The organism is Pseudomonas sp. P1_F1_2 (genome assembly GCF_056405815.1).
The window spans coordinates 1-23,081 of sequence record NZ_JBFUBK010000014.1; the positions used below are offsets into that span (position 1 = coordinate 1).

Sequence of the window (23,081 nt, forward strand, 5' to 3'; positions counted from 1 at the left end):
GCGCTGCGCGCCCGGCGGATAGCCCAGGTGGTGGCCGAGCTCAGCACTCAGGGCTCGCTCGATCAAAGCCTTCTTGAACGCCGCAGAGGCGTCCTCAATGGCTTCCGCTGTCATCGGTCCATCAGTGAATTGCTCGAGCAGCTCTTTCGGGATTTTCGGCAGCTCTCGCAACGCGGGTTTCTTCTTGGTTGGCATACATGCACCTCTTACTCATGTTATGCCCGAACACAAAATTTCTGACACCCCCGGGATGCCAGATTATTTCTTAATACTCCACCCCCTCATCCCCTTTCAAAACCCACCCCGCCTCCCCAGCCTCCAACCGATACCGAACCTGCCGCATCTTCCCCGTCCTCCCCGCTCCAGCATCCGCAMTCTCATAAACCGGAAACCGCCGCACCAGCGCATTCTCCACCACCGCAAACTCATCCTCCCCTTGATACCCCTCCGCCCACTTCGCGTTTTCACTAACCGGCGGAAGGTAAATCTCACTCAGCGACTTCTTACGGTTAGCCGCGTACGCCACCAACTCCCCCGGCATGCCGCGACCAGGTGATCGGGCGAAGACGTAAATCTCCGGCGAGCCGTCCTGGTCAAGGTCGGCGACTTCAGCGCGGGCGATGTTGCCGGTCAGCGGTCGGCTGATAGCCGAGTTGTCGATTTCCAGCCCTTGCGGCGAGATGCGCACCACCGGATTGCCGTCGACCCATTCGCCCTTCACCTGAAATCGAATGCCTTGCAGTTCAAGTGTTTGATCAAACGGCTGGGCGCTGTCCGAGGAGGGGCTGAGGTTCATGGACAGGCTGTAATTCGCCACTTCGTTGCGCCGTGCGGCGTTGCGCATGAGGTACACCTGAACCGTGTATTCGCCATCCACGGGCAACGGGCCCATGAAGTGGTTGCCCATGATCGAGCCGTTGAACAGCGCAGCGTCCGCGCCTTTGGCGCTGATATTGAAATAGACAGATGTGTTGGATGTCTTGAGGTCGACGGTCAGTATCTGGCCTGCCTTGGCGGTGGTGCGGTACTGCGTGGTGAGCCGGCCTTTGATGGACTCATTGAACCTGGCGCTATCGGTCCCCTTGTCGAAAGGCACTTGCTCGACCCGAGGTGCAACTTCAGTGGCGGCTTGTGCAGACGTGAAAATCACGGTCAACAGAATGGCGCCCAGCCAAAAATTCATATTTATTTTCCTGAGTACACCGACGACGAAAGGATAGATCAGGGAGTCCATTCGGCGCTGAAATCGATTCGCCACTGGCTCGATCAGCCGTTCGACTCTGGTACTTGATACGCAGCGATCAGCCTCAATCACGCCGTCATCGTCCAGTGGCTTGCGTCGATAAGCGGTGATGCGGTCGGGGTGGGCTAGCCGTCGCCTATGTGCCCCTCGAAACCGGCGCAGAGCCCCGTTTCAGACGAGTCTGTCGTTCTTTCTTGGCAGTAGCATGACATCTTGAATCTATTAAATGCCGCCAAATTAATGACGTGTTCGACTGCGTTTTTTCATGCCTGATCAGATTAGACAAACTATTGACAGTKCGCTCCTGAACTCCCATTATCGGCCGCGTTTTGGTGGCCTTGCGCCATAAAGTCGGCGGAACCCGCTCTACTGTTCAGGGAGAAATGTGATGTTTGTCGAGCGAATACTGGTGACTGGCGGGGCGGGATTTATTGGTTCGCACCTTGTCGAAGCGTTGCTTGGCAAGGGCTACAAAGTTCGCGTGCTGGATAATCTGTCGACCGGCAAAGTCGATAATTTGCCAATGGACAATGCCCATCTCAACCTGGTCATCGGTGATGCGGCGGATGGCGCTGTCGTTGAGCAGGCCATGCGCGATTGCAGCGCCGTGGTGCACCTGGCGGCAGTGGCTTCAGTGCAAGCCTCGGTGGATGATCCGGTCAGCACGCATCAAAGCAATTTCGTCAGCACCCTCAACGTCTGCGAAAGCATGTCGAGAGCCGGGATCAAGCGTGTGGTGTTTGCCTCCAGCGCGGCCATTTACGGCAATAACGGCGAAGGCACGGCGATCCACGAAGACACGCCAAAATCCCCGCTCACACCCTACGCTGCCGACAAACTGGCCAGCGAGTATTACCTCGATTTCTATCGTCGCGAGCACGGCCTGGAGCCGATGATCTTTCGCTTCTTCAATATTTTCGGGCCACGCCAAGACCCGTCTTCGCCGTACTCCGGCGTGATCAGCATTTTCACCAAACTGGCCATGGCCGAACAGTCGGTGGCGATTTTCGGTGATGGTGGGCAGACCCGCGATTTCGTGTTTGTTAAGGACCTGGTGAGCATTCTCGTCCAGGCCCTGGAAGTGAGCGAACCGAGCCCCGGTGCGGTCAACGTCGGTCTCAGCCGCTCCACCAGTCTCAACGACCTGATCACTGAGTTGGGGAGTGTGGTCGGCACGCCACTGAAGGTGGTTCATCACGCGCCACGACAAGGCGACATTCGCCACTCGCGCGCCAACAACGCTCGCCTGCTCGAGCGTTTCACGCTCCCTGAGCCGACCACCATCGGCAAGGGTTTAGCGCAGCTTATCCGCAGTCTGTAATTCGGCCGAGTCACTCGGCTCGACGTTGACGCGGTATCGATTCAGTCAATTCAAGAGTGCGTTATGGAAATCGTTTTTCGCAGGACGCGTGTCCGCTCGGCCGCTAAACGGCTGCTGGCTGCCATCGCGCTTATCGTGAGTGGCCCGGCAGCCCAGGCTGCTGCCTTGCCACAACCCTCTAGTGTGACGTTTTGGTACGCCGATCAGCCGCCGATCCCGGAGCTCGCACAGTTCGACTGGTCGGTGGTGGAGCCCGGGCACATGACCCAAGGCGACGTCAAAACCCTGCGCGACTTGGGCAGCCAGCCATTCGCCTATCTGTCGATTGGCGAGTTCAGCGGCAACAAGGCCGACATCGAAAAAGCCCACCTCGCCGGCGCGATCAGCCCGGTGCGTAACGGCGCCTGGGACAGTCAGGTGATGAACCTTGCCGCGCCGGCCTGGCGTGAGCATTTGTTCGGTCGCGCCAAGGCGTTGCAGGCCGAAGGCTATGCCGGGTTGTTCCTCGACACCCTCGACAGTTTCCAGTTGCAGCCCGAGGCAGACCGAGAAACACAGCGTCTGGCGCTCGCCAGTTTCCTGCGCGAATTGCACCAGCGCCAGCCAACACTGAAGCTGTTTTTCAACCGTGGTTTTGAAGTGCTGCCCGAGCTTGATGGCGTCGCAGCGGCGGTGGCTGTCGAATCGATTCACGCTGGTTGGGATGCGACCGCCAAGCGTTATCGCCCGGTGCCTGAAGCCGACCGAGCATGGCTGGAAACCCAGATCCAGCCCTTGCGTGCCAAAGGCATCCCGCTGGTGGCGATCGACTACTTGCCGCCGGAGCGTCGCGATGAAGCGCGCAAACTGGCCGCGCGTCTGCGCGAAGAGGGGTTTATTCCCTACATCGGCACGCCTGAACTGGACTCGATGGGCGTCAGCAACATCGAAGTCCAGCCGCGCCGGGTCGCGCTGCTGTACGACCCGCGTGAAGGCGACCTGATTCGCAACGCCGGGCACACTTTGCTCGGTGGCTTGCTCGAATACCTTGGTTATCGTGTGGATTACCTGCCAGTCGACAACACCTTGCCGGAATATCGCTTCAGCGGTTTGTACGCGGGCGTCATCACCTGGATGACCAGCGGCCCGCCGCAGGATGCCCCGGCATTCAACAGCTGGATCGGCAAGCGTCTGGACGAGCAAGTGCCGGTGGTGTTTTTTTCCGGCCTGCCGATTCAAGACCCGCTGCTGCTCAAGCGTCTGGGCTTGAATCGTGCGGCGCCGATCGGCACGCAAGCGTTGAGCATCACCTATCAGGACAAGGCGCTGATTGGAGCGTTCGAAGCACCGGTGCAGCCCCGATCCCGTGACCTGACTGCGATCTCCCTGTTGCCCAAAGGTCCAAAAGCCGCGCTGCTGTTGACCGCTGCTGATGGCCAGACCTTTGCGCCGGTGGCGGTGGGCGAGTGGGGTGGTCTGGCCCTCGCGCCGTACATTCTCGAAACCAACAATGAGCGCAGCCGCTGGATTCTCGATCCGTTCGCTTTCCTTCAGGCCAGCTTGCGCCTGCCGGTGCAACCACGTCCGGACACCACCACCGAAAACGGTCGGCGCATCGCTACCGTGCACATCGATGGCGATGGTTTCCCGTCCCGGGCTGAAGTGCGCGGCACGCCGTATGCCGGCAAACAGGTGCTCGACGATTTCATTCGGCCCAATCCGTTTCTGACCTCGGTGTCGGTGATCGAAGGTGAGATTTCACCGCGCGGTATGTTCCCGTTTCTCGCCCGCGAACTGGAACCGATTGCCCGTGATTTGTTCGCCGACCCGAAAGTCGAAGTCGCCACTCACACCTTCAGCCACCCGTTTTTTCTGCAACCTGAACTGGCCAAGAAGCGTGAAAATTTCAACCCTGAATACGGCCTGAAAATGGCCATACCGGGCTACGACAAAATCGATTTTCGCCGCGAGATTTTTGGCTCGCGCGACTACATCAACCAGCACCTCACCACCCCGGAAAAACCGGTGAAGATGGTGTTCTGGCCGGGCGACGCATTGCCGTCTGCCGCCACGATCAAACTGGCGTACGACGCCGGTCTGAAAAACGTCAACGGCGCCGAGACCATGCTGACCAAGGCCAACCCGTCGCTGACCGGTTTGAACCCGCTGCTGCGCCCGACCGAAGGGGGTTTGCAGTACTACGCACCGATCATCAACGAGAACCTCTACACCAATTTGTGGAAGGGACCGTATTACGGTTTCCGCGATGTGATCGACACCTTCGAGCTCACCGACAGCCCACGGCGCTTGCGTGGGCTGCACCTCTATTACCACTTCTATTCGAGCACCAAGCAGGCCTCGATCAAGGCCATGGACGACATCTACGGCTACATGAAGACGCAGCAGCCGATGTCGCTGTGGATGAGCGATTACCTGGATCGTTTGCACGGCTTGTATCAAGTGAGCATGGCGCGGACCGCCGACGGCGCCTGGCAAATTCGTGGGCTGGACGCACTGCGCACCCTGCGACTGGACCCGCAAATGGGCTGGCCGGACCTGATGCGTTCGCAAGGCGTGGCCGGTGTTCGCGACTTGCCGCAAGGCCGTTACGTGGCCTTGAGCAGCGACCATGCGTTGCTGGTGTTGCGCCCTGATCGGGATGACAGACCGGCACTGGAGGAGGCCAATCTGCCGTTGGTGGACTGGCGCTATGTGGATGAGCACCAGGTGGACTTTTCGTTTGCGGGGCAGGTCGACCTGACCTTCTCCGTACGCTCGGCGGGCACCTGCCGGGTTGAAGTGGATGGACAACGTTTTGCAGGCAAGGCATCTGCCGGCCTGTGGACTTTTCAATTACCAATGAAGCAGGTGAGTCATGGTCAGCTCTTCTGCAACTAACTCCCCAGCAACTAAAAGCAGCCGCCTGCTCAATCCGTGGACATTGGCGGTGGTGGCAGTGGCGGTGGGTGGCATCCTTTGGCTGACGTTCCAGCGCGAAGAAGTGTTCCAGCCCGACGGTCGCGAGCCGGACGCGGTGTCGGCCAATTACGCCGAACTGCTGTTGTCGGCTCACCCGGACGACGATCACTTGCGACTGCAATTGGTCGACCTGTTGATCCGTCTCGGCGACTACACCAAGGCACGCCAGCACCTCGAAAACTGGCCGACACCGATGCCGGAGTTGCAGGCGTATTACCGGCTTGAACTGGACGCACTGGAAGCGGCGAAGGCGCAGGATCCGGTTGCGCAGAAAACCTTGATCGAGCGCTTGCAAAGCTTCGATCACCGGATGCTGCCGCTGCCGCAATTGCAGAACCTGGCCAAGCTTGCCCTGACGTTGCAGGCGCCGGCCTTCGCCGCCAGCGTCTACGAAGAAATCGCCGATCGTGATCCGGCGCAGCGCATCGAGGCGCTCAAGTCCGCCGCGCAGTGGTACCTGGGTGGTGAGCAGCCGGGGCGCGCAGCCGACATTTATCTGCTGCTCAAACAGGACAGCCAGCAAGCCTCAGAGCGTCGTGAGTATGCACAACTGGCGTTCAACAGCCTGTTGGCCGCTGGTCGTGGTGACCAGGCGTCGCGTGTGCTCGCCGATGAACTGGATCAGCTCAAGGATCCGCAAACCGACGCGCCGTGGCTGGAGCAGGGCGTCGATGTCGCCGTCGGCAGTCAGCGCTTTGATCTGGCGCAGCGCTTCCTTGATCAATGGCGTGTTTTGCAGCCGGACAACCCGCAAATACTCAGGAAAGAATTTGGCATGCGCCTGGCCCTCGGCGACCTGGCCGGTGCCTGGGAGAGCGGTCAACAGCTCGTGGCCGAACACCCGGATGAGCCGGCCTTGCTGGAACAAATGGCGCACCTGGGTGAATGGCGTGGTGATGGTCAGGCGGCGCTGGCCTACTGGATTCGCGTGCTGGCATTGCACGAAGACCCGCAAACCCGCGAGCACGCCTGGCGTCTGGCGAGTCAGCAGTTTGACTTTGATCAAGCCATCCCGTTGCTTGCCCAGATCATGGAGCAGCGTGCGCTGACCGACGTCGAACTCGATGCGTTGATCTACGGTCACGAATCGCGCGGCACACCGACGCAAGCCGAAGCGTGGTTGCGCGCTTACCTGAAAAAGTACCCGGCGCATCGTCTGGCCTGGACGCGGCTGGTGCAAAACCTGGAGAACACCGGGCAGTATGCGCACAAGACCGAGGTCTACCAGACTTACTCCAAACGTTTTGCACTGACCACTGCCGAGCGTGTCGATTGGGCCAACACCTACCTGAAGCTGTTCGACAATCAGTCGGCGTGGGGCGTGATGCAGGTCGATAACCGCAAGATCGCCGATGAGGAATATTGGCGCCTGCGCTCGGCGCTGGCCTGGGATCTGGAACTCGACAACGAGTTGCAGGTGTCGCTGGAAAAACTGCTCACGCTGCGAGGCTCGCTCAACAGTGGCGACGAAAGTCAGCTGATCACGATGTACCGCACCAGCAATCCCCAGCGTGCGCTGACCATGATGGTTGGCAGTTGGAATCGTCTGCAAGACCCGCAGCGTCTGGTCGAAGCCTTGCAGCAAGCCCAGGATTTGCAGGACTGGCCGCAAGTGGCCGCGTTGCTCAAGAGCGCCGAGCAAAACCCGGACGCCTACGAGCAGGCTCAGGTGCTGTCGATTCGGGGCGCCTTGGCGGTGCAGCAAGGGCAGCCCGAAGAAGCGCAGCGCTTGTACTTGTTGGGCTTGTCGCGTTACCCGGATGACAACCAGTTCCGCGAGCGCCTGATGTGGCTCTACATCGATCAGGGCAACACAACGGCTCTGAAACCGCTGCTGACCGAGTGGCGCAAGCAGGCGCGGGAAGACCGGATTCTGTGGTTGCCGTTCGCCAGTGCCAGCCAGTTGCTCGGTCGTGAAAGCGAGGCCCTGGCCTGGTATCGCCTGTACCTCAAGACCAGCCCGCAGGATTGGCTGGTACGCGCAGCTTATGCAGACGCGCTGGAAAGCGCCGGTTATACGGACGCAGCTCAACGCTTGCGTCTGAAGTTACTGCGCAGCCCCGAGGGTGAAGAAATCAAGCCGTCGTCCCAGCGTTACGCGGTCTGGTTGCGCCTGATGGCCAGCAGTTATTCGCCTGGCAAGGCGTCGCAGGAAGTGTCGCAGTGGAAAGACGGCTCGCCGGCGATGCTGCAATTGTGGTTCGAACGGTTGCTGGCGCGTCTCGACGCGACCAACCAGGAATCGCAGAAAGACCAATGGCTGGATTGGGCGCGCAGCCAGGGCTTGAAGGTCGAGCGTTATGAGCAGATTCAGCAGGCCTTGCGCAGCCGCAACAAGCAGCACGTCGAAACGCTGTTGGCCAGCAACGACCTGAACCCGGCGCAACGCGCGCAGGCCCTCAGTCGTCTCGGCCGTTTCGGCGAGGCCCTGGACCTCAGCCAGTCCGCATTGGGTGACGATCAACCGGCCGCCGTGCGCGAGCAACTGCGTCGCCAGGCGGTGGAACTCCAGGAGCTCACTCCGCAAGGCGCGCTGCTGTCCTGGCATCAACAGGATTTCGGCGGCCTGGAAATCAACGGCCCGCGCTTGCAGGTCGGACACAACATTGGCGATCAGTGGTACGCCAACGTTGAGCTGGAGCAGGGCACGTACAACAGCGATCAGTTGATTGAATCGCGCATGGGTGATGAGAACAACGCCGGCCTGACCTTGCAGCGTTTCGTCGAGGACGGCAGCTACAAACTGTTCGCCGACACCAGCCAGCGCAAGGACGACGACCGCAATGGCCTGGGCCTGTCCCGGACCTGGCAGTTGGGCGCCAGTGATCAAATCGAGACGGGCCTGGACTGGCATCGCAAAAGCGAAGACAGCGGTTTGATGCGCGCTTTCGGTCAGCACGACAGCGTATGGCTCGGCGGTCGTCACGGGTTGTCGGCGCGAGACCAGCTCAGTTGGGAAGTGGCACAGAAATCGTTCTCCACCCGTGAAGGCGATTCCCTGGGCAACGGCCAGGCACTGAAGATGGAATACAACCACACGCTGGAATTCGCCGGACCTAACTGGACCCTGCGCAGCGGCGTCGATTACCAGCACAACAACGTGGATGACCGCACGCTCAATGACTTGTCCAGCGCCAACGGCGGCCCGGTGAAAAACGTTGATAACTCGGATGATCCCTCAGTCGTCACGGCCAGCGATCTGCTGCAAAGCCGCTACGGCCAACTGTATGTCGGCAGCTCCTGGCGTCGCGGTTTGCCGGGCGCATTGGTGCGCACCCGCCCGCAATACACCTGGCTGGTGGACGTGACGGCGGGCTGGCAATGGTTCGATCAAACCTTCAACTACGGCATCAACACCGGGATCGGCGTCGAAGTGCTGGGCAATGACGAATTGGCCCTGACCTTCGGTTACCAATCTGCGCCACAGGGCGGGGATGGTCAGGCGGGCGGAACACTGGGTGTGAGCTACGGCGTGCGTTTCGGACGCTGATCATCAACTGTTTACAGGAGTAATACCGATGCAAGCAATTCGTAATCTGAGCCTGGCTCTGGCCGTCCTGTTCGTCGCCGGTTGCGCCAGTTTCACCGGCGACACCAGCCCCAATCTGCCGCGTAACGCGAAGTGGGGCGTGGTGCCGATGGTCAACTATTCGCAGACCCCGCAGGCCGGCGAGCGCAGTGAGCAAATCCTGCTCAGCGTGCTCAGCAGCCACGGTCTGCAACCCCGGGTTTACCCGGCCAGCACCCAGGGCGAACAAGCCTTGATGGATGACAGCGAACGCCTGGCCGGCGCGCTCGATTGGGCACGCGATCAGAAGCTCGATTACGTCCTGTCCGGCAGCGTTGAAGAGTGGCAGTACAAGAACGGTCTGGACGGCGAGCCAGCGGTGGGCATCAGCCTGCGCGTGCTCGAAGCCAGCAGCGGTCGTGTGCTTTGGAGCAAAAGCGGCGCCCGCRCCGGCTGGTCCCGTGAAAGCCTGGCCGGCACCGCGCAAACGGTGCTCGACACACTTGTTGGCGCCCTCAAGTTCGAGTGAATGCAATGAATTCTCCCCATATGGATTACAGCCTCGCGCCGCGTGCCAGCGGCCCGGTGTCTTGGCTGGAAACGCTGTTGGTGACCGGTGCGGCCATCGGCCTGGGCTTGTGGCTGACCCCGCAAGACCCGTTGCAAATGCACAGCGGTTTCCCCTGGCCGGTGCTGGCGCCGTTGCTGCTGGGTGTGCGTTACGGTTTTGTGCGCGGCCTGGTCAGCGCCAGTCTGCTGGTGATGGCGCTGTTCGCCCTGCGCTACGTCGGGCATGAAGGCTACAAAGAGCTGGATCCGTCGTTCATTGTTGGCGTGCTGGTCAGCGGCATGCTGGTGGGCGAGGTGCGCGATCTGTGGGAGCGACGATTGCAGCGCCTGCAGATGGCCAACGATTACCGTCAGTATCGCCTCGATGAATTCACCCGGGCACACCAGATTCTGCGGGTCTCTCACGACCTGCTGGAACAGCGCGTGGCCGGCAGCGATCAGAGTTTGCGCAGTTCCCTGCTGGGCTTGCGCGACAAGCTGCGGGTGATGCCGAACGAAGGTGATGCGCTGCTCGCGCTGGCCGATCCGATCGTGACCATGCTCGGCCAGTACGGTGCGTTGCGCGTGGCCGGTTTGTACCGCGTCGACGAGCGTGAAAAAAATGTGTTGCCCGAAGCCTTGGCGACCATCGGCGTCATGGGGCCGTTGGGCACCGAGGACGGTCTGGTCAAGCTGTGCCTGGAGCGCGGTGAACTGGTCAGCGTGCGTCAGGAACTGATCGATGCCGGCAGCTCGGCGCAATTCTCATCGCTACAGGCGTGCATTCCGCTGATCGATGCCGAAGGTCGTTTGCTGGCGATTCTGGCCGTGCGGCAGATGCCGTTCTTCGCCTTCCAGGATCGTACCCTGAGTTTGCTGGCGTTGCTCGCCGGGCACATCGCCGACCTGTTGCGCCGCGACCCGCAAGTCTTGCAACTGGCCGACGCCGACGCGCAGCAGTTCACGCTGCAACTCAAGCGATCGCTGGTGGATGTCGAGCAGCATCAACTGGCGGCCGGGCTGTTTGCCTTCGAAATCACTCGTCACAACGATGAGCTGACGCGTCTGCTTGAACGTAGTCAGCGCGGCCTCGATCTGCATTTGTCGCTGCGTAACAACCTCGATCATCAATTGCTGCTGGTGCTGCTGCCGTTGACCAGCCCGCAAGGTACTGAAGGCTATCTGGCTCGGATCAACCTGATGCTGCACGAGCACTTTGGCGTCGAAAGTAGCCTGGAAAGCCTTGGCGTACGCGTGCTGCCGTTCAACCTGGAGCCTGGCTGCGAACGCAACGGGCTGCGTAATTTCCTGTTCAACGAGTGTGGCCTGAATGATCAGCAAGTGGCTGTTTAGCGGAGCCTTGTTGTTAGAGGCGGGCAGTTGGGCCAGTTTGTGGCTCGCGGCGCCCGAGTTACAACAATTGCTGGTGTTCACCCTCAGCCACGGTCTGGCCTGCGTGATGCTGTGCGCGGCGGTGTGGCTTTTGCTGCCGGCGCGTTACCGTTCGCCGTTGCCGTGGAGCCCGCTGTTCATCTTCAGCCTGGCGTTTTTTGTGCCGGTGCTGGGGGCGGTGGGCGTGGTCGCGGCGATTTTCCCGGCGCTGTACCTGCCGCGCAAACGCGACAAGCAGGCCTGGAAAGCCGTGGGTATTCCGAGCCTGCCGTACCGCGCGCAGTTGCAACTGCATAAGCCGATCTTCGCCGATGGCGGTTTGCAGGACGTGTTGCGTCATGCGCCCGATCCGGATCAGCGTCTGGCCGCGTTGCTGGCCACCCGGCGCATGCCCGGCAAAGAAGCCGTGCCGATCCTCAAACTGGCGCTCGCCGACCCGAGTGACGATGTGCGACTGCTGGCGTATTCGATGCTCGACAAGCAGGAAAGCGACATCAACCTGCACATCCAGATCGCGCTCGGCGAACTGGCCGACGCCAATGCCAAAGCGGCGGGTTCGCTGCACGGCAGGTTGGCGCGCTGGTACTGGGAACTCGCGTATCTGGGGCTGGCGCAAGGCAGTGTGCTCGAACACGTGCTGACTCAAGCGGGTGAGCACGCCGAGCTTGGCCTGGCAGCGGGCGAGGGCGGAGAACTGTTTCTGCTGGCCGGACGCATCGCCCTGGAACGTGGCGATATCGAGCGCGCCGAAGTGCTGCTCCGTCAGGCCCAGGAGAACGGAATGGGCGCGGCGCAGGTGCTGCCCTTTCACGCCGAGCTGGCATTCGAGGCCGGTCGCTATCACGAAATTCCCGGATTGCTGGCGCGCCTTCCCGAGGAAACCCGTCAGCGTCCGCCGTTCGCCGTATTGGTCAGGAGCTGGACATGACTCACAAGGAACAGGCACCCGTTGCCGACATTTGCCTGCTGCTCGAAGGCACCTGGCCTTATGTGCGCGGCGGCGTTTCCAGCTGGATTCACCAGATGATTCTGGGGCTGCCGGAGCTGACCTTCTCGGTGATGTTCATCGGTGGACAGCGTCAGGCGTATTCGGCGCGACGCTACGAAGTGCCGGCGAACGTGCTGCACATTGAAGAGGTGTTTCTCGAAGATGCGACGCATCCGACCGACACCCTTGGCGATCCGCGAGAGGCCGACGAGCAGCAATTGCAGGATTTGTATCGTTTCCTGCATCACCCGGATGCGCCAGAAGCGGAGCTGGGTGAACGCTTGCTCGACTGCATCGCCCAGGGCCGCTTGACCCTCGACGACGTTTTGCGCAGCCGCGCCAGTTGGTCGGCATTGAGCGAAGGCTACCGTCAGCATTGCGCCGACCCTTCGTTCGTCAATTATTTCTGGACCCTGCGCTCGATGCAGTCGCCACTGCTGATGCTCGCCGAAGCCTCGCGCCGGATGCCGAAAGCGCGAGTGCTGCACTCGATTTCCACCGGCTATGCGGGCTTTCTGGGATGCATCCTCAAGCAGCGCTGGAACTGCACCTATTTGCTCAGCGAACACGGCATCTACACCAAGGAACGCAAGATCGACCTGGCGCAGGCCAGCTGGATCGCCGAGAGCTCCGGTCAGGCGTTGAACCGCAGTCTCGACGCCGGTTCGGGGTACATCCGCACGTTGTGGGTGCGGTTTTTCGAGCGCATCGGTCAGCTGACTTACAACAGCGCCGACAACATCATCGCGCTCTATGACGGTAATCGTCAGCGGCAGATCAAGGACGGCGCCCTCTTGGCTCGCACGCAGGTGATTCCCAATGGTATCGACCTGCCGGTCTGGACGGCCGCGCTGGAATCCCGTGCGCAGGGTATTGCACCGGTGGTGGGGCTGATCGGGCGAGTAGTGCCGATCAAAGACGTGAAAACCTTTCTGCGGGCGATGCGTGGCGTGATCAGCGCCATGCCGCAGGCCGAAGGCTGGATCGTCGGCCCGGAAGAGGAAGACCCGGAATACGTCAACGAATGCCGCAGCCTGATGGCCAGTCTCGGGCTGGAAGGCAAGGTGCACTTTCTCGGCTTCCAGCGCATTCAGGACATCCTGCCCAAACTCGGCCTGATGGTGCTGACCTCGATCAGTGAGGCACAGCCGCTGGTGATCCTCGAAGCCTGGGCCGCCGGTACACCAGTGGTCAGCAGCGACGTGGGTTCATGCCGCGAGTTGATCGAAGGCGGCAGCGCCGAGGACCGTGACCTCGGGCACGCCGGCAAAGTGGTGGCCATCGCCGACCCGCAAGCCACCTGCGCGGCGATCCTCGAACTGCTGCGCAGCCCGCAACGCTGGGAGGCCGCGCAGGCCAGCGGCTTGTTGCGGGTTACTCGTTACTACACCGAAGCCTTGATGCTGCAGCGTTATCGCGATTTGTATCAAGCTGCCATGGAGAACAGTTAAATGGCCGGGATTGGCTTCGAACTGCGAAAAATCCTTTCGCGTGACTCCTACACCGCCACCTTGCACGCCTACGTGTACGCCGGCTTGATCAGCTCCGGCCCGTGGGTGTTGTCGATCATCAGCGTGATGTTGGTGGGGATCATCAGTCTCGGCTTGTTGCTGCCCAACGCATTGGTCGGGCAGTTTCTGGTGACGGTGACGTACCTGATGGCCAGCTCGTTGATCCTCACGGGCGGCTTGCAGCTGTTCTTCACCCGCTTCGTGTCCGACCGCTTGTTTGAACACAAGTACGATCAGATTCTGCCCAACCTGCTGGGCGTGTTGTTGCTGGTGACGCTGGGCGCCGGGCTGCTGGGGATTGTCGTGCTGGGCTTGCTGTTCGACCAGCCGCTGATTTACCGCGTGTTGGTCCTGGCCAACTTTGTGGTGCTGTGCAACTTGTGGCTGGTGATCATTTTTCTCTCGGGGATGAAGGCCTATAACCGCATTCTGCTGGTGATGCTGGTGGGGTACTCGCTGATGGTCGCGAGTGCTTACGTACTCAGCTTTCTGCAAATGCCGGGCTTGTTGCTGGCGCTGTTGATCGGGCACAGCACGCTGCTGTTCCTGTTCCTCTACGACATCCTGCGCGAGTACCGCGCCGAAAAACTGATCGCCTTCGATTTCCTCGCACGGCGCAACGTTTTCCTCAGCCTGCTGGCCACCGGTTTCTTCTACAACCTGGGCATCTGGATCGACAAATTCATGTTCTGGTTCAACCCCGGCACCTCCAGCGAAATCGTCGGCCCGCTGCGCGCTTCGATCCTGTACGACTTGCCGATCTTCCTCGCATACCTGGCGATCATCCCCGGCATGGCGGTGTTTCTGGTGCGCATCGAGACCGATTTCGCCGAGTGGTACGACCGACTTTTTCGGGCGATCCGCGAAGGTGAAACGCTGCAGCACATCGGTCAGTTGAAAACCGAAATGACCTTGTCGATCCGTCAGGGCCTGGTGGAAATCTGCAAGGTGCAGGGGCTGACGGCGGTGTTGTTGTTCCTGTTCGCACCGCGCTTGCTGGAGTGGCTGGGCATTTCCAGTTATTACCTGCCGCTGTTCTACATCGACTTGATCGGTGTGAGCATCCAGGTGGTGTTCATGGCCTTGCTTAACGTGTTCTTCTACCTGGACAAACGCACCGTGGTGCTGGAGTTGTGCGTGCTGTTCGCGGTGTTGAACGCCATGTTGACCCTGTTCAGCATGTACCTGGGGCCAAGCTTCTTCGGTTATGGCTTTACCTTGTCGTTGCTGATTTGTGTATTGCTGGGTTTACACAGGCTGACAACCGCACTGGAAGATCTGGAGTACGACACGTTTATGTTGTCGCGCTGACGGATTATTCAGGCACAAAAAAGGCACTGGCGATGATCGCCCAGTGCCTTTTTTTCATCCGACCAACGTCGCCTGTGAACAGGGATTGCACTGCTAGGCTTGCCTACTCTGTCGCTTCCCTTCAGGAGTCACGACCATGAGTACTGCACTGGAAACCGTTCTGTACACCGCAAAAACCCACACCGTCGGTGGCCGCACCGGCACTGGCAAATCCAGCGACGGCGAGCTGGACGTCACCTTCAGCTCCCCCGGTTCGGGCAAGCCCGGCACCAACCCGGAGCAACTGTTTGCACTGGGCTATTCGGCCTGTTTCATCGGCGCGATACAGGTGGCAGCGGGCAAGATGAAAATCAAATTGCCGGAAGATACCTCGGTGGATGCAGAGGTGGACCTGGGCAAAACCAGTGCCGGGGACTTTCAGTTGGCGGTCCGGCTGAACGTCAACATTCCCGGGCTGGAGGCGGGGGTGAAGCGTGAACTGGCTGAGGCGGCGCATCAGATGTGCCCGTATTCGCGGATGACCCGTGGGCATGTTGAGGTGGAGTTGAAGGTGGTTTAGGTGTGATGAAGAAATTTCAGTCATACACCTGACCCATGTGGGAGCGGGCTTGCCCGCGATGACGATGGTTCATTCAATATGGATATCGAATGACACACCGCCATCGTGAGCAGCTCACTCCCACAGGGGACTAGCAGTGTGGTGACTTTGGCAACTCAACGTTATCCAGCATCCGGTTCACCGCCAGTTCCGCCAGCATCACAATCTGCTGAATCGCCATCGCCGTGTGCCGATGCGGCCCTTCCAGATGCCCCGCAAAATTACTCGTCATCACACTCGCCGAAGCCAATGACTCACAGGCATGCGCCAACAGGTCTTCGTCGTTGATATCTGGCGAAACGAAAAACATCGTGCTGGGTTTGCGGGATGCGGGGGATTTGAGGGCGGAGCAGGGGGGCGCGTCGTCCGCAGTAGGCGGATTTGGGGTTTCTTTAATCATGGCAAATATCGTCCGTTGAGTCATAGGCGCTGCCACTGCTCCGATTCCACTCGAATGGGTGGCAACTGTGCGCGGGGTGGAATAACCGAGATAAACGGACAAAACCCGGCAGGCCCGAAGGCCTCCCACGCACAGCCGCCATAACTTAAAACTGCGCCTGAAAAAGCGCCGCAGTATGCCATGGGGGCAAGTATGTTTATCTCGGGATTCCACACCCGATCGCTGATGCGCAGCGACCGACAAAGCCTACGGGCTCTGCTTCCCACCCAACAACCGCCAAAACCTGTCGGAAATCTCTCCAAAAATCACAGCGTCTGTAGGACCCGAAACTAATTCGAAGCCCCGACCCCAAACTTCAACCCACCCCAATTCCAATCCTTCGACTGTTTCGTATAACAGCCCGGCTGATTGGCCGGCTCGGCATCACAGGCAATCCGCCCGTTCTTGTTGGTGTCCGTGGTGCGGTCGTTGTAGTACGCGCAACCGGACGTCAGGGAGAGGGTTAACGCGACAATCAGCATTTTGAATTTCATGGCGGCTTCCTTGCGAATAGAACGCCAGCATAGGCCCGATTGTGTTGGGCTGCCCAGCCCGCTGGTTCGATCCAGTGATGAGCCCACGGTCAAATCCGTAATCAACGTTGGCTGTAACCCCGCATCTTGGGGTTTTCATAGAACAAACTGAGTCGTTACCGATGTCCATCTTGCAATCATGCAGATAACAGCCTTGCGCCACTGCCTGTCTGTCCATATCGTCAGATTTCACATACCGCAAAGTGCTTTGAGAGTTGTGAGCGCACGCTGTAACACACGTTTTCGCTGAGTTCTTCGGTGAGCAAACGAAGCGACTGAGCGATAAAAAATGGGAGAAAAATGATGATTCGCAAGCACTACTTGAAAGCCTTGGCGACGCTGCTCATCGCCGCTGGCGTGCAGTGGGTGACGCTGCCCGCCTACGCGACCGAGCAGGGTGAACAACGGCGTGATGCTCGCGATACCCGGCAGGAAGGGCGCTCCGATGCCCGGCAAACCAAGGATGAGTGTAGAAAGGGCAATGACAAGAGCAACGTAGAGTGTCGCCAGGACAAGCGCAGTACCAAGCAAGATACCCGTCGCACAGCCCGGGACATCAAGTACTGATCGTGAACGTGGTCTGCCAGTGGGCCAATCGCTCCACGCGTCGGTCAAGCGATCAGGGATTTCGAGCGGTCGGCAGAGTGCCGGAGAGGATGCCGCTGATAAGTCGCCGATGTGGGCGTGAGTCGACAGGACGCCACAACAATCCTCCGCAATTTTCCAAACCCCAGATGCAACAAAACCCGCACTTGGCGGGTTTTGTCTTGCTTCGTATTTGGTGGGCCGGGGTAATCTGAATCTGTTAATTAAGTTATTGATTTATAAAATTAATATCGGTTTTTGTTTTTGGCTGGAATACCACTTGGAATACCACCTGGAATGCCGTGCGAAATTGGCCACCCGTTTGCATTCGATCTGACCACCGATTGCATCGGAGTTGACCAGCACACTTCGTAACCATGGTTGGCAGTTAACTGCGTATAGCTGCCGGTGACGACAGGCAGAAATCGGCCAGAAGTGGGCGGTCGTCGTCCGCGACGAAGCCGTGCCTAACCGCTGCCTGGGCAGCGACATTCCCGCGGTAGGGCTGATCGGCGGCTACGACAAAGACCGCACAGCCCTGCCCGAGCGCCACGGGATTCTGCATCACAGCGTAGCGCGCGCCTGGACGGAGCGAGGCTTGGGCTAAACGTGCGCCGTAGGATGTGTTGAGCGAAGCGATACCCATCGGCAGCGATCGCGGCAACAGCAAAAACAATGATGGGTATCACGCAGCTCAACTGATCCTACGAACTACGAACGCAGGCCCTTTCCAGCTAACATGTGGCGAATCACAATAGTCATGTTTTACTACGGGCCATATGAAGATCGCAGAGCACCATCAATGAGTGAGCAAAGAATCGAACAAGGCTTTATAGACAAGCTAGTTGAGCTCAAATACACCTACCGCCCAGATATCAGAGACCGCGCCTCACTGGAGCGCAACTTTCGCGATAAATTCGAGGCACTCAACCGCGTTCGCCTCACTGATGGCGAATTCGCACGCCTGCTCGACGAGATCGTCACCCCTGATGTGTTTGCGGCGGCGCGCACCCTGCGCGAGCGTAATGCGTTCACCCGCGAAGACGGCACTCCTCTGAACTACACACTGGTCAACATCAAAGACTGGTGCAAAAACACCTTTGAGGTGGTTAACCAGCTACGCATCAACACCGACAACAGCCACCACCGCTTCGACGTCCTAATCCTTATCAATGGTGTTCCGTGCGTTCAAGTGGAACTCAAAACGCTGGGTATCAACCCGCGGCGCGCCATGGAGCAGATCGTCGAATACAAAAACGACCCCGGCAACGGCTACACCAAAACGCTGCTGTGCTTCCTGCAATTGTTCATCGTCAGCAACCGCGACAACACCTACTACTTCGCCAATAATAGCGCCCGTCATTTCTCGTTTAACGCTGATGAGCGCTTCTTGCCCATATATCAGTTTGCTGACGAGGCAAATAAAAAGATTACCTACCTCGACAGCTTCGCCGAGACCTTCCTCGTCAAATGTACGCTTGGCCAAACACTTAGCCGCTACATGGTGCTCATTGCCAGCGAGCAAAAGCTCATGATGATGCGCCCGTACCAAGTCTATGCAGTCAAAGCCATCGTCGAGTGCATCCAGCAAAACTGCGGCAATGGCTATATCTGGCACACCACCGGCAGCGGCAAAACGCTCACGTCCTTCAAAGCCTCTACCTTGCTCAAGGACACCCCAGAGATCGAGAAATGTCTCTTTGTGGTGGACCGCAAAGACCTCGACCGCCAGACCCGTGAAGAATTCAACAAGTTCCAGGAAGGCTGCGTCGAAGAAAACACCAACACCGCTGCGCTGGTGCGTCGGCTGCTGTCCGAGGACTACGCTGACAAAGTTATCGTCACCACCATCCAGAAGCTCGGCCTCGCGCTGGATGAAAACAGTAGACGTAACAAGCAGCGCAAACGGAACGACCAGCTCACCTACAAAGAGCAGTTGGCCCCACTGCGCGACAAACGCATTGTGTTCATCTTCGATGAATGCCATCGCTCCCAGTTTGGCGAGAACCACAAAGCCATCAAGGAGTTCTTCCCCAAAGCCCAGCTCTTTGGCTTTACCGGCACGCCCATCTTCGAAGAAAACGCCTCACGCGTAAAAGTGGAAGACCAGCAGGCCTCTTACCAAACCACAGAAGAGCTTTTTCAGAAGCAGTTGCACGCTTACACCATCACCCACGCTATTGAAGACGCCAACGTGCTGCGCTTCCATATCGATTACTTTAAACCAGAGGGCAAAAAAATGCCCAAGCCTGGGGAAGGTTTGGCCAAGCGAGCCGTAATCGAAGCCATCCTCGCTAAGCACGACATGGCCACCTCCCAGCGTCGTTTCAATGCCATTTTGGCTACGGCCAGCATCAACGACGCCATCGAATACCATAGCCTGTTTGCCGAGTTGCAACATGCCAAACAACTGGCCGAACCTGACTACCCGCTGCTGAATATCGCCTGTGTATTCTCGCCGCCAGCTGAAGGCAATGCGGACGTAAAGCAGATTCAGGAAGACCTGCCGCAAGAAAAGCAGGACAACGAAGAAGACCCAGAAAGCAAAAAAGCAGCGCTCAAAGCCATCCTGGGTAGCTACAACGCCCGTTATGGCAGCAACCACAGCATCAGCGAGTTCGACCTCTATTACCAAGACGTGCAAAAGCGCATCAAAGACCAACAGTGGCCCAATGCTGACCACCCACATACGCAGAAAATCGACATCACCATCGTGGTCGACATGCTGCTCACTGGCTTCGATTCCAAATACCTGAACACGCTCTACGTGGACAAAAAACTCAAGTACCACGGTTTGATCCAGGCGTTCTCGCGTACCAACCGCGTACTTAACAGCACCAAGCCCTACGGCAACATTCTTGACTTCCGCCAGCAGCAAGATGCTGTAGATATCGCGATTACCCGGTTCTCCGGCGAACAATCCGGCAAACAGGCCCGCGAAATCTGGCTAGTTGACAAGGCTCCCGTAGTTATTGAAAAACTACAGGCTGCCGTGCAAAAGCTTGATGACTTTATGCAATCGCAAGGCGTGGCCTGCGCACCGGAGGCCGTGAATAACCTAAAAGGAGACGATGCCCGCGCTGCTTTTATTAGCCACTTCAAGGAAGTGCAGCGTCTCAAAACCCAGCTTGACCAATATACCGACCTCACTGAAGACAACGCCGCTGCCATTGAGCACATCCTGCCCAAGGAAAACCTGCTGGGCTTTCGCGGTGCTTATTTGGAAACAGCCCAGCGCCTCAAGGCTCAGCAAGATAAGCACAGCAAAGACAAAGATGGCAAAGCCAATGCAGTTGACCAGCTCGATTTCGAGTTCGTGCTCTTCGCCTCCACCGTTATTGACTACGACTACATCGTGGGGCTGATGTCACGCTTCTCGCAGCAAGAGCCCAGCAAGCAGAAAATGAGCCGCGAACAGCTGATTGGCCTGATTCAGGCTGATGCCAAGTTTATCAACGAGCGCGAGGACATTGCCGCCTATATCGCTACTCTTAAGGCCGGTGAGGGGCTGAGCGAAACCGCTATCCGGGACGGCTATAGCCGCTTCAAGCAACACAAAGACACCGCCGAACTCGCCGCTATCGCAGACAAACACAACCTGGCCCCAGCAGCCTTACAAGGTTTTGTGGATGGCATTCTGCAACGCATGATCTTCGACGGCGACCAGCTAAGTGACCTGATGGCCCCGCTCGACCTCGGCTGGAAAGCACGCGCCCAAGCAGAGCTGGCGTTGATGAAAGAACTCCACGACCTACTTATTAAACGCGCCCAAGGCCGCGAAATATCAGGACTTAGCGCGTATGAGCAGTAAGACAAATACAACCAGTTCGATGGAAGACAGCACGCCCACGCTGGTGCCGAAACTGCGGTTTCCGGAGTTTCGGCAGGCAGAGGGCTGGAAGTTTACCCCTCTAAATCGCTTGGCGATTCGTGCTAAACAGAAAAATCGAGACGAAAAAATTGATCGTGTGCTAACCAATTCTGCTGAATTTGGTGTAGTAGATCAGAGAGATTTTTTTGATAAGGACATCGCTACGCAAGGAAAACTTGAAGGCTATTTTGTTGTTGGGCTGGGCTGCTACGTCTACAACCCACGCATATCGTCAACAGCGCCAGTAGGCCCCATATCAAAGAACAAAATTGGCACAGGAGTAATGTCGCCGCTATATACAGTCTTTAAATTCAAAGACGATAGGAACGATTTTTACGAACATTTTTTCAAGACTACCGGCTGGCACACCTATATGCGGCAGGCATCTAGCACTGGTGCACGCCACGATAGGATGGCCATATCAAGCGACGACTTTATGGCAATGCCTTTGCCTGTGTCGTCACCAGACGAACAACAAAAAATCGCTGATTGTCTGAATTCACTGGACGCATTGATAGTCGCTCAACGCAGCAAAGTGGACGCGCTCAAGACCCATAAAGAAGGGCTGCTGCAGCAGCTTTTCCCACGCGAAGGCGAAACCCAACCTAATCTGCGCTTTTCTGGCTTCCGAGAATCATGGATCGTAAATAAGCTCGATAGTCTTTGCATCAGTATTTCATCGGGTCGAGATAAGCTCAATCCTGAAGGAGCTTTTGATCTTTACGGATCGACTAGCATCATCGGAAAAACGACAAGCCCAAGCTTTAGCGGCGAACGAATACTAATCGCCAGAGTTGGAGCAAATGCTGGCCTATTAACCAAAGCAAAAGGTTCGTTTGGCGTAACTGACAATACTATTGTGGTCAGCCTAAAGCCTTCAATCAATATTGATTTTATCTTTTACTACCTGGAAAGCATCAATATAAACAGACTCATCTTCGGTTCGGGTCAGCCACTAATAACTGGAAGTATCTTAAAAAAACTGCCAATTCTGGTGCCATCCGATCTGGAACAACGAAAGATCTCTGCCTGCCTGTCATCACTTGGTGACCTGATCGTTACCCAAAGTCTTAAGCTTGAAGCCATAAAGGCCCACAAAATGGGCTTGATGCAGCAGCTCTTCCCATTATTTGCAGAGATCGACGTCTGATGCCTTCTTCTTTTGCTAATTTAACGAATTTAGCACTCCACTTACGAGATGCATTGAATACTAAAAAAATTGTTATTCTCTACGCTTTCAATGGCACTGGAAAAACACGTCTTTCTACAACATTCAAAGACCTTGGCAAGATTGATGGCGAGCCTGACACACTTTATTTCAACGCATTCACCGAGGACCTGTTTTACTGGGATAATGACCTTGAGGAAGACCGAGAGCGGAAGCTTAAAATAAACCGCAACTCGCGGTTCATCACCGCACTGTGGGAGCTGGAGATGGAAACGCGAATTCGCCCGTTTCTTGCTCGCTATGCGGACTTCGACTTCCGAATTGACACCGAAAATTGGGAAGTTGTCTTTTCTCGAAAAATACCTAATCCAAACTTCGATGAGAACGCAACCAGCCCTCTAGAAGAACGCACCAAGATGGAAACTCATATTAAAATTTCCCGAGGTGAAGAAAATATCTTCATCTGGTGCTTCTTTCTCGCCGTTGTTCAGTTAGTGCTGGATGACACAGAATCTTATAGCTGGGTAAAGTACATTTATATCGACGATCCAATCTCCTCTCTCGACGAGCATAACGCAATAACCGTTGCCAATCATCTGGCGCAATTGTTAACCAAAACAGACAAGATGCCTAGAACAGTTATTTCATCGCACCATGTTCTCTTCTTTAACGTCCTAAGCAACGAACTGAAGAAGAAGGCCTATCGTCACTTTGTCAAAAAGGGGGCGGCTCCAGAAAACTATATCCTTGAGGACACAACCAGCAAGCCATTCCTACACCACCTTGCGACACTGGCTGAACTTAATGAGTCAATTGCCACAGGTGCCATATATACGCACCACTTCAACATGCTGCGCCGCGTAATGGAGCAAACAGCGAATTTTTTCGACTTGAATAGCTGGGATGACTGCATCAAAATTGAGAATGATGACCAAGATAAAACTTTACACAAAAGAATCATTGATCTAATGAGTCATGGCGATTATTCGATATACGAGCCGAGGGAAATGATGGGCGAAAACAAAGAGCACTTCCAAAAAATCTTCAGAAACTTTATTGCCACTTACCCTTTTAACGAAGCGCTGTTTTCCAGCGAAACGAATTAA

17 protein-coding genes and 2 pseudogenes are annotated in these 23,081 nt (G+C 57.4%); 14 read left to right on the forward strand and 5 right to left on the reverse strand.

The annotated features are described in order from the left end of the window. Both AC1D2P_RS06265 and AC1D2P_RS06270 read right to left on the reverse strand, forming a co-directional pair. Positions 1-195: pseudogene (locus tag AC1D2P_RS06265) on the reverse strand (IS256 family transposase); the annotation flags it as partial. 70 nt (positions 196-265) lie between these two features. After that, positions 266-1,183, reverse strand: a complete 918-nt coding sequence (locus AC1D2P_RS06270; protein WP_477811348.1) for a hypothetical protein — start codon at positions 1,181-1,183, stop codon at positions 266-268. A gap of 448 nt (positions 1,184-1,631) precedes the next feature. Between AC1D2P_RS06270 and AC1D2P_RS06275 the strand changes: the two genes are divergently transcribed. The 9 genes from AC1D2P_RS06275 to AC1D2P_RS06315 all read left to right on the forward strand — a co-directional run bounded on the left by AC1D2P_RS06275 (position 1,632) and on the right by AC1D2P_RS06315 (position 15,340). Next, the gene (locus AC1D2P_RS06275) at positions 1,632-2,564 is read left to right on the forward strand and encodes an NAD-dependent epimerase/dehydratase family protein (RefSeq protein ID WP_046031877.1); all 933 of its coding nucleotides are present in this window, start codon (positions 1,632-1,634) and stop codon (positions 2,562-2,564) included. 63 nt (positions 2,565-2,627) lie between these two features. Continuing rightward, complete coding sequence (locus AC1D2P_RS06280) at positions 2,628-5,441, forward strand: bifunctional glycoside hydrolase/polysaccharide deacetylase family protein (protein WP_477758406.1); 2,814 nt, start codon at positions 2,628-2,630, stop codon at positions 5,439-5,441. Beyond that, positions 5,419-9,012 (forward strand): tetratricopeptide repeat protein, encoded by a 3,594-nt coding sequence (locus AC1D2P_RS06285; protein WP_477758407.1) that lies wholly within the window; start codon positions 5,419-5,421, stop codon positions 9,010-9,012. The genes AC1D2P_RS06280 and AC1D2P_RS06285 overlap by 23 nt, the downstream gene beginning before the upstream one ends. Positions 9,013-9,040: 28 nt before the next feature. Beyond that, a complete protein-coding gene (locus AC1D2P_RS06290) occupies positions 9,041-9,559 on the forward strand; it encodes a penicillin-binding protein activator LpoB (RefSeq protein WP_477811349.1) in 519 nt (172 codons plus the stop codon). A 5-nt stretch (positions 9,560-9,564) separates the two neighbouring features. Then, a complete protein-coding gene (locus AC1D2P_RS06295; protein WP_477758409.1) occupies positions 9,565-10,932 on the forward strand; it encodes a PelD GGDEF domain-containing protein in 1,368 nt (455 codons plus the stop codon). After that, a complete protein-coding gene (locus AC1D2P_RS06300) occupies positions 10,910-11,899 on the forward strand; it encodes a HEAT repeat domain-containing protein (RefSeq protein ID WP_477758410.1) in 990 nt (329 codons plus the stop codon). The genes AC1D2P_RS06295 and AC1D2P_RS06300 overlap by 23 nt, the downstream gene beginning before the upstream one ends. Then, positions 11,896-13,410: a GT4 family glycosyltransferase PelF gene (gene pelF, locus AC1D2P_RS06305; protein ID WP_477758411.1), complete on the forward strand. Its 1,515-nt coding sequence runs from the start codon at positions 11,896-11,898 to the stop codon at positions 13,408-13,410. The genes AC1D2P_RS06300 and pelF overlap by 4 nt, the downstream gene beginning before the upstream one ends. Then, positions 13,411-14,781, forward strand: a complete 1,371-nt coding sequence (gene pelG, locus AC1D2P_RS06310; RefSeq protein ID WP_109787476.1) for an exopolysaccharide Pel transporter PelG — start codon at positions 13,411-13,413, stop codon at positions 14,779-14,781. 136 nt (positions 14,782-14,917) lie between these two features. Further along, positions 14,918-15,340, forward strand: a complete 423-nt coding sequence (locus AC1D2P_RS06315; protein WP_046031885.1) for an organic hydroperoxide resistance protein — start codon at positions 14,918-14,920, stop codon at positions 15,338-15,340. A gap of 130 nt (positions 15,341-15,470) precedes the next feature. Here the strand turns inward: AC1D2P_RS06315 and AC1D2P_RS06320 are convergent, their stop codons facing one another. The 3 genes and pseudogenes from AC1D2P_RS06320 to AC1D2P_RS06330 all read right to left on the reverse strand — a co-directional run. Next, complete coding sequence (locus AC1D2P_RS06320) at positions 15,471-15,779, reverse strand: DUF6124 family protein (protein WP_477758412.1); 309 nt, start codon at positions 15,777-15,779, stop codon at positions 15,471-15,473. A gap of 329 nt (positions 15,780-16,108) precedes the next feature. Continuing rightward, positions 16,109-16,312 carry a hypothetical protein gene (locus AC1D2P_RS06325; RefSeq protein ID WP_109787515.1) on the reverse strand — a complete coding sequence of 68 codons (204 nt, stop codon included), beginning with the start codon at positions 16,310-16,312 and terminating at the stop codon, positions 16,109-16,111. A 51-nt stretch (positions 16,313-16,363) separates the two neighbouring features. Continuing rightward, positions 16,364-16,438: pseudogene (locus tag AC1D2P_RS06330) on the reverse strand (hydrolase); the annotation flags it as partial. Positions 16,439-16,654: 216 nt separating this feature from the next. Between AC1D2P_RS06330 and AC1D2P_RS06335 the strand changes: the two are divergent. From AC1D2P_RS06335 to AC1D2P_RS06355, 5 genes are all read left to right on the forward strand, one after another. Further along, positions 16,655-16,918: a hypothetical protein gene (locus AC1D2P_RS06335; protein WP_046031887.1), complete on the forward strand. Its 264-nt coding sequence runs from the start codon at positions 16,655-16,657 to the stop codon at positions 16,916-16,918. Positions 16,919-17,399: 481 nt separating this feature from the next. Next, entirely contained in the window at positions 17,400-17,543 is a 144-nt protein-coding gene (locus AC1D2P_RS06340) for a hypothetical protein (protein WP_404942348.1), read from the forward strand. 195 nt (positions 17,544-17,738) lie between these two features. After that, a complete protein-coding gene (locus AC1D2P_RS06345) occupies positions 17,739-20,747 on the forward strand; it encodes a type I restriction endonuclease subunit R (protein ID WP_185754754.1) in 3,009 nt (1,002 codons plus the stop codon). Further along, entirely contained in the window at positions 20,737-21,957 is a 1,221-nt protein-coding gene (locus tag AC1D2P_RS06350) for a restriction endonuclease subunit S (protein WP_046038662.1), read from the forward strand. Before AC1D2P_RS06345 ends, AC1D2P_RS06350 begins: the two co-directional genes overlap by 11 nt. Beyond that, positions 21,957-23,081, forward strand: coding sequence for an AAA family ATPase (locus tag AC1D2P_RS06355; protein WP_046038664.1), 1,125 nt, complete (start codon positions 21,957-21,959; stop codon positions 23,079-23,081). The genes AC1D2P_RS06350 and AC1D2P_RS06355 overlap by 1 nt, the downstream gene beginning before the upstream one ends.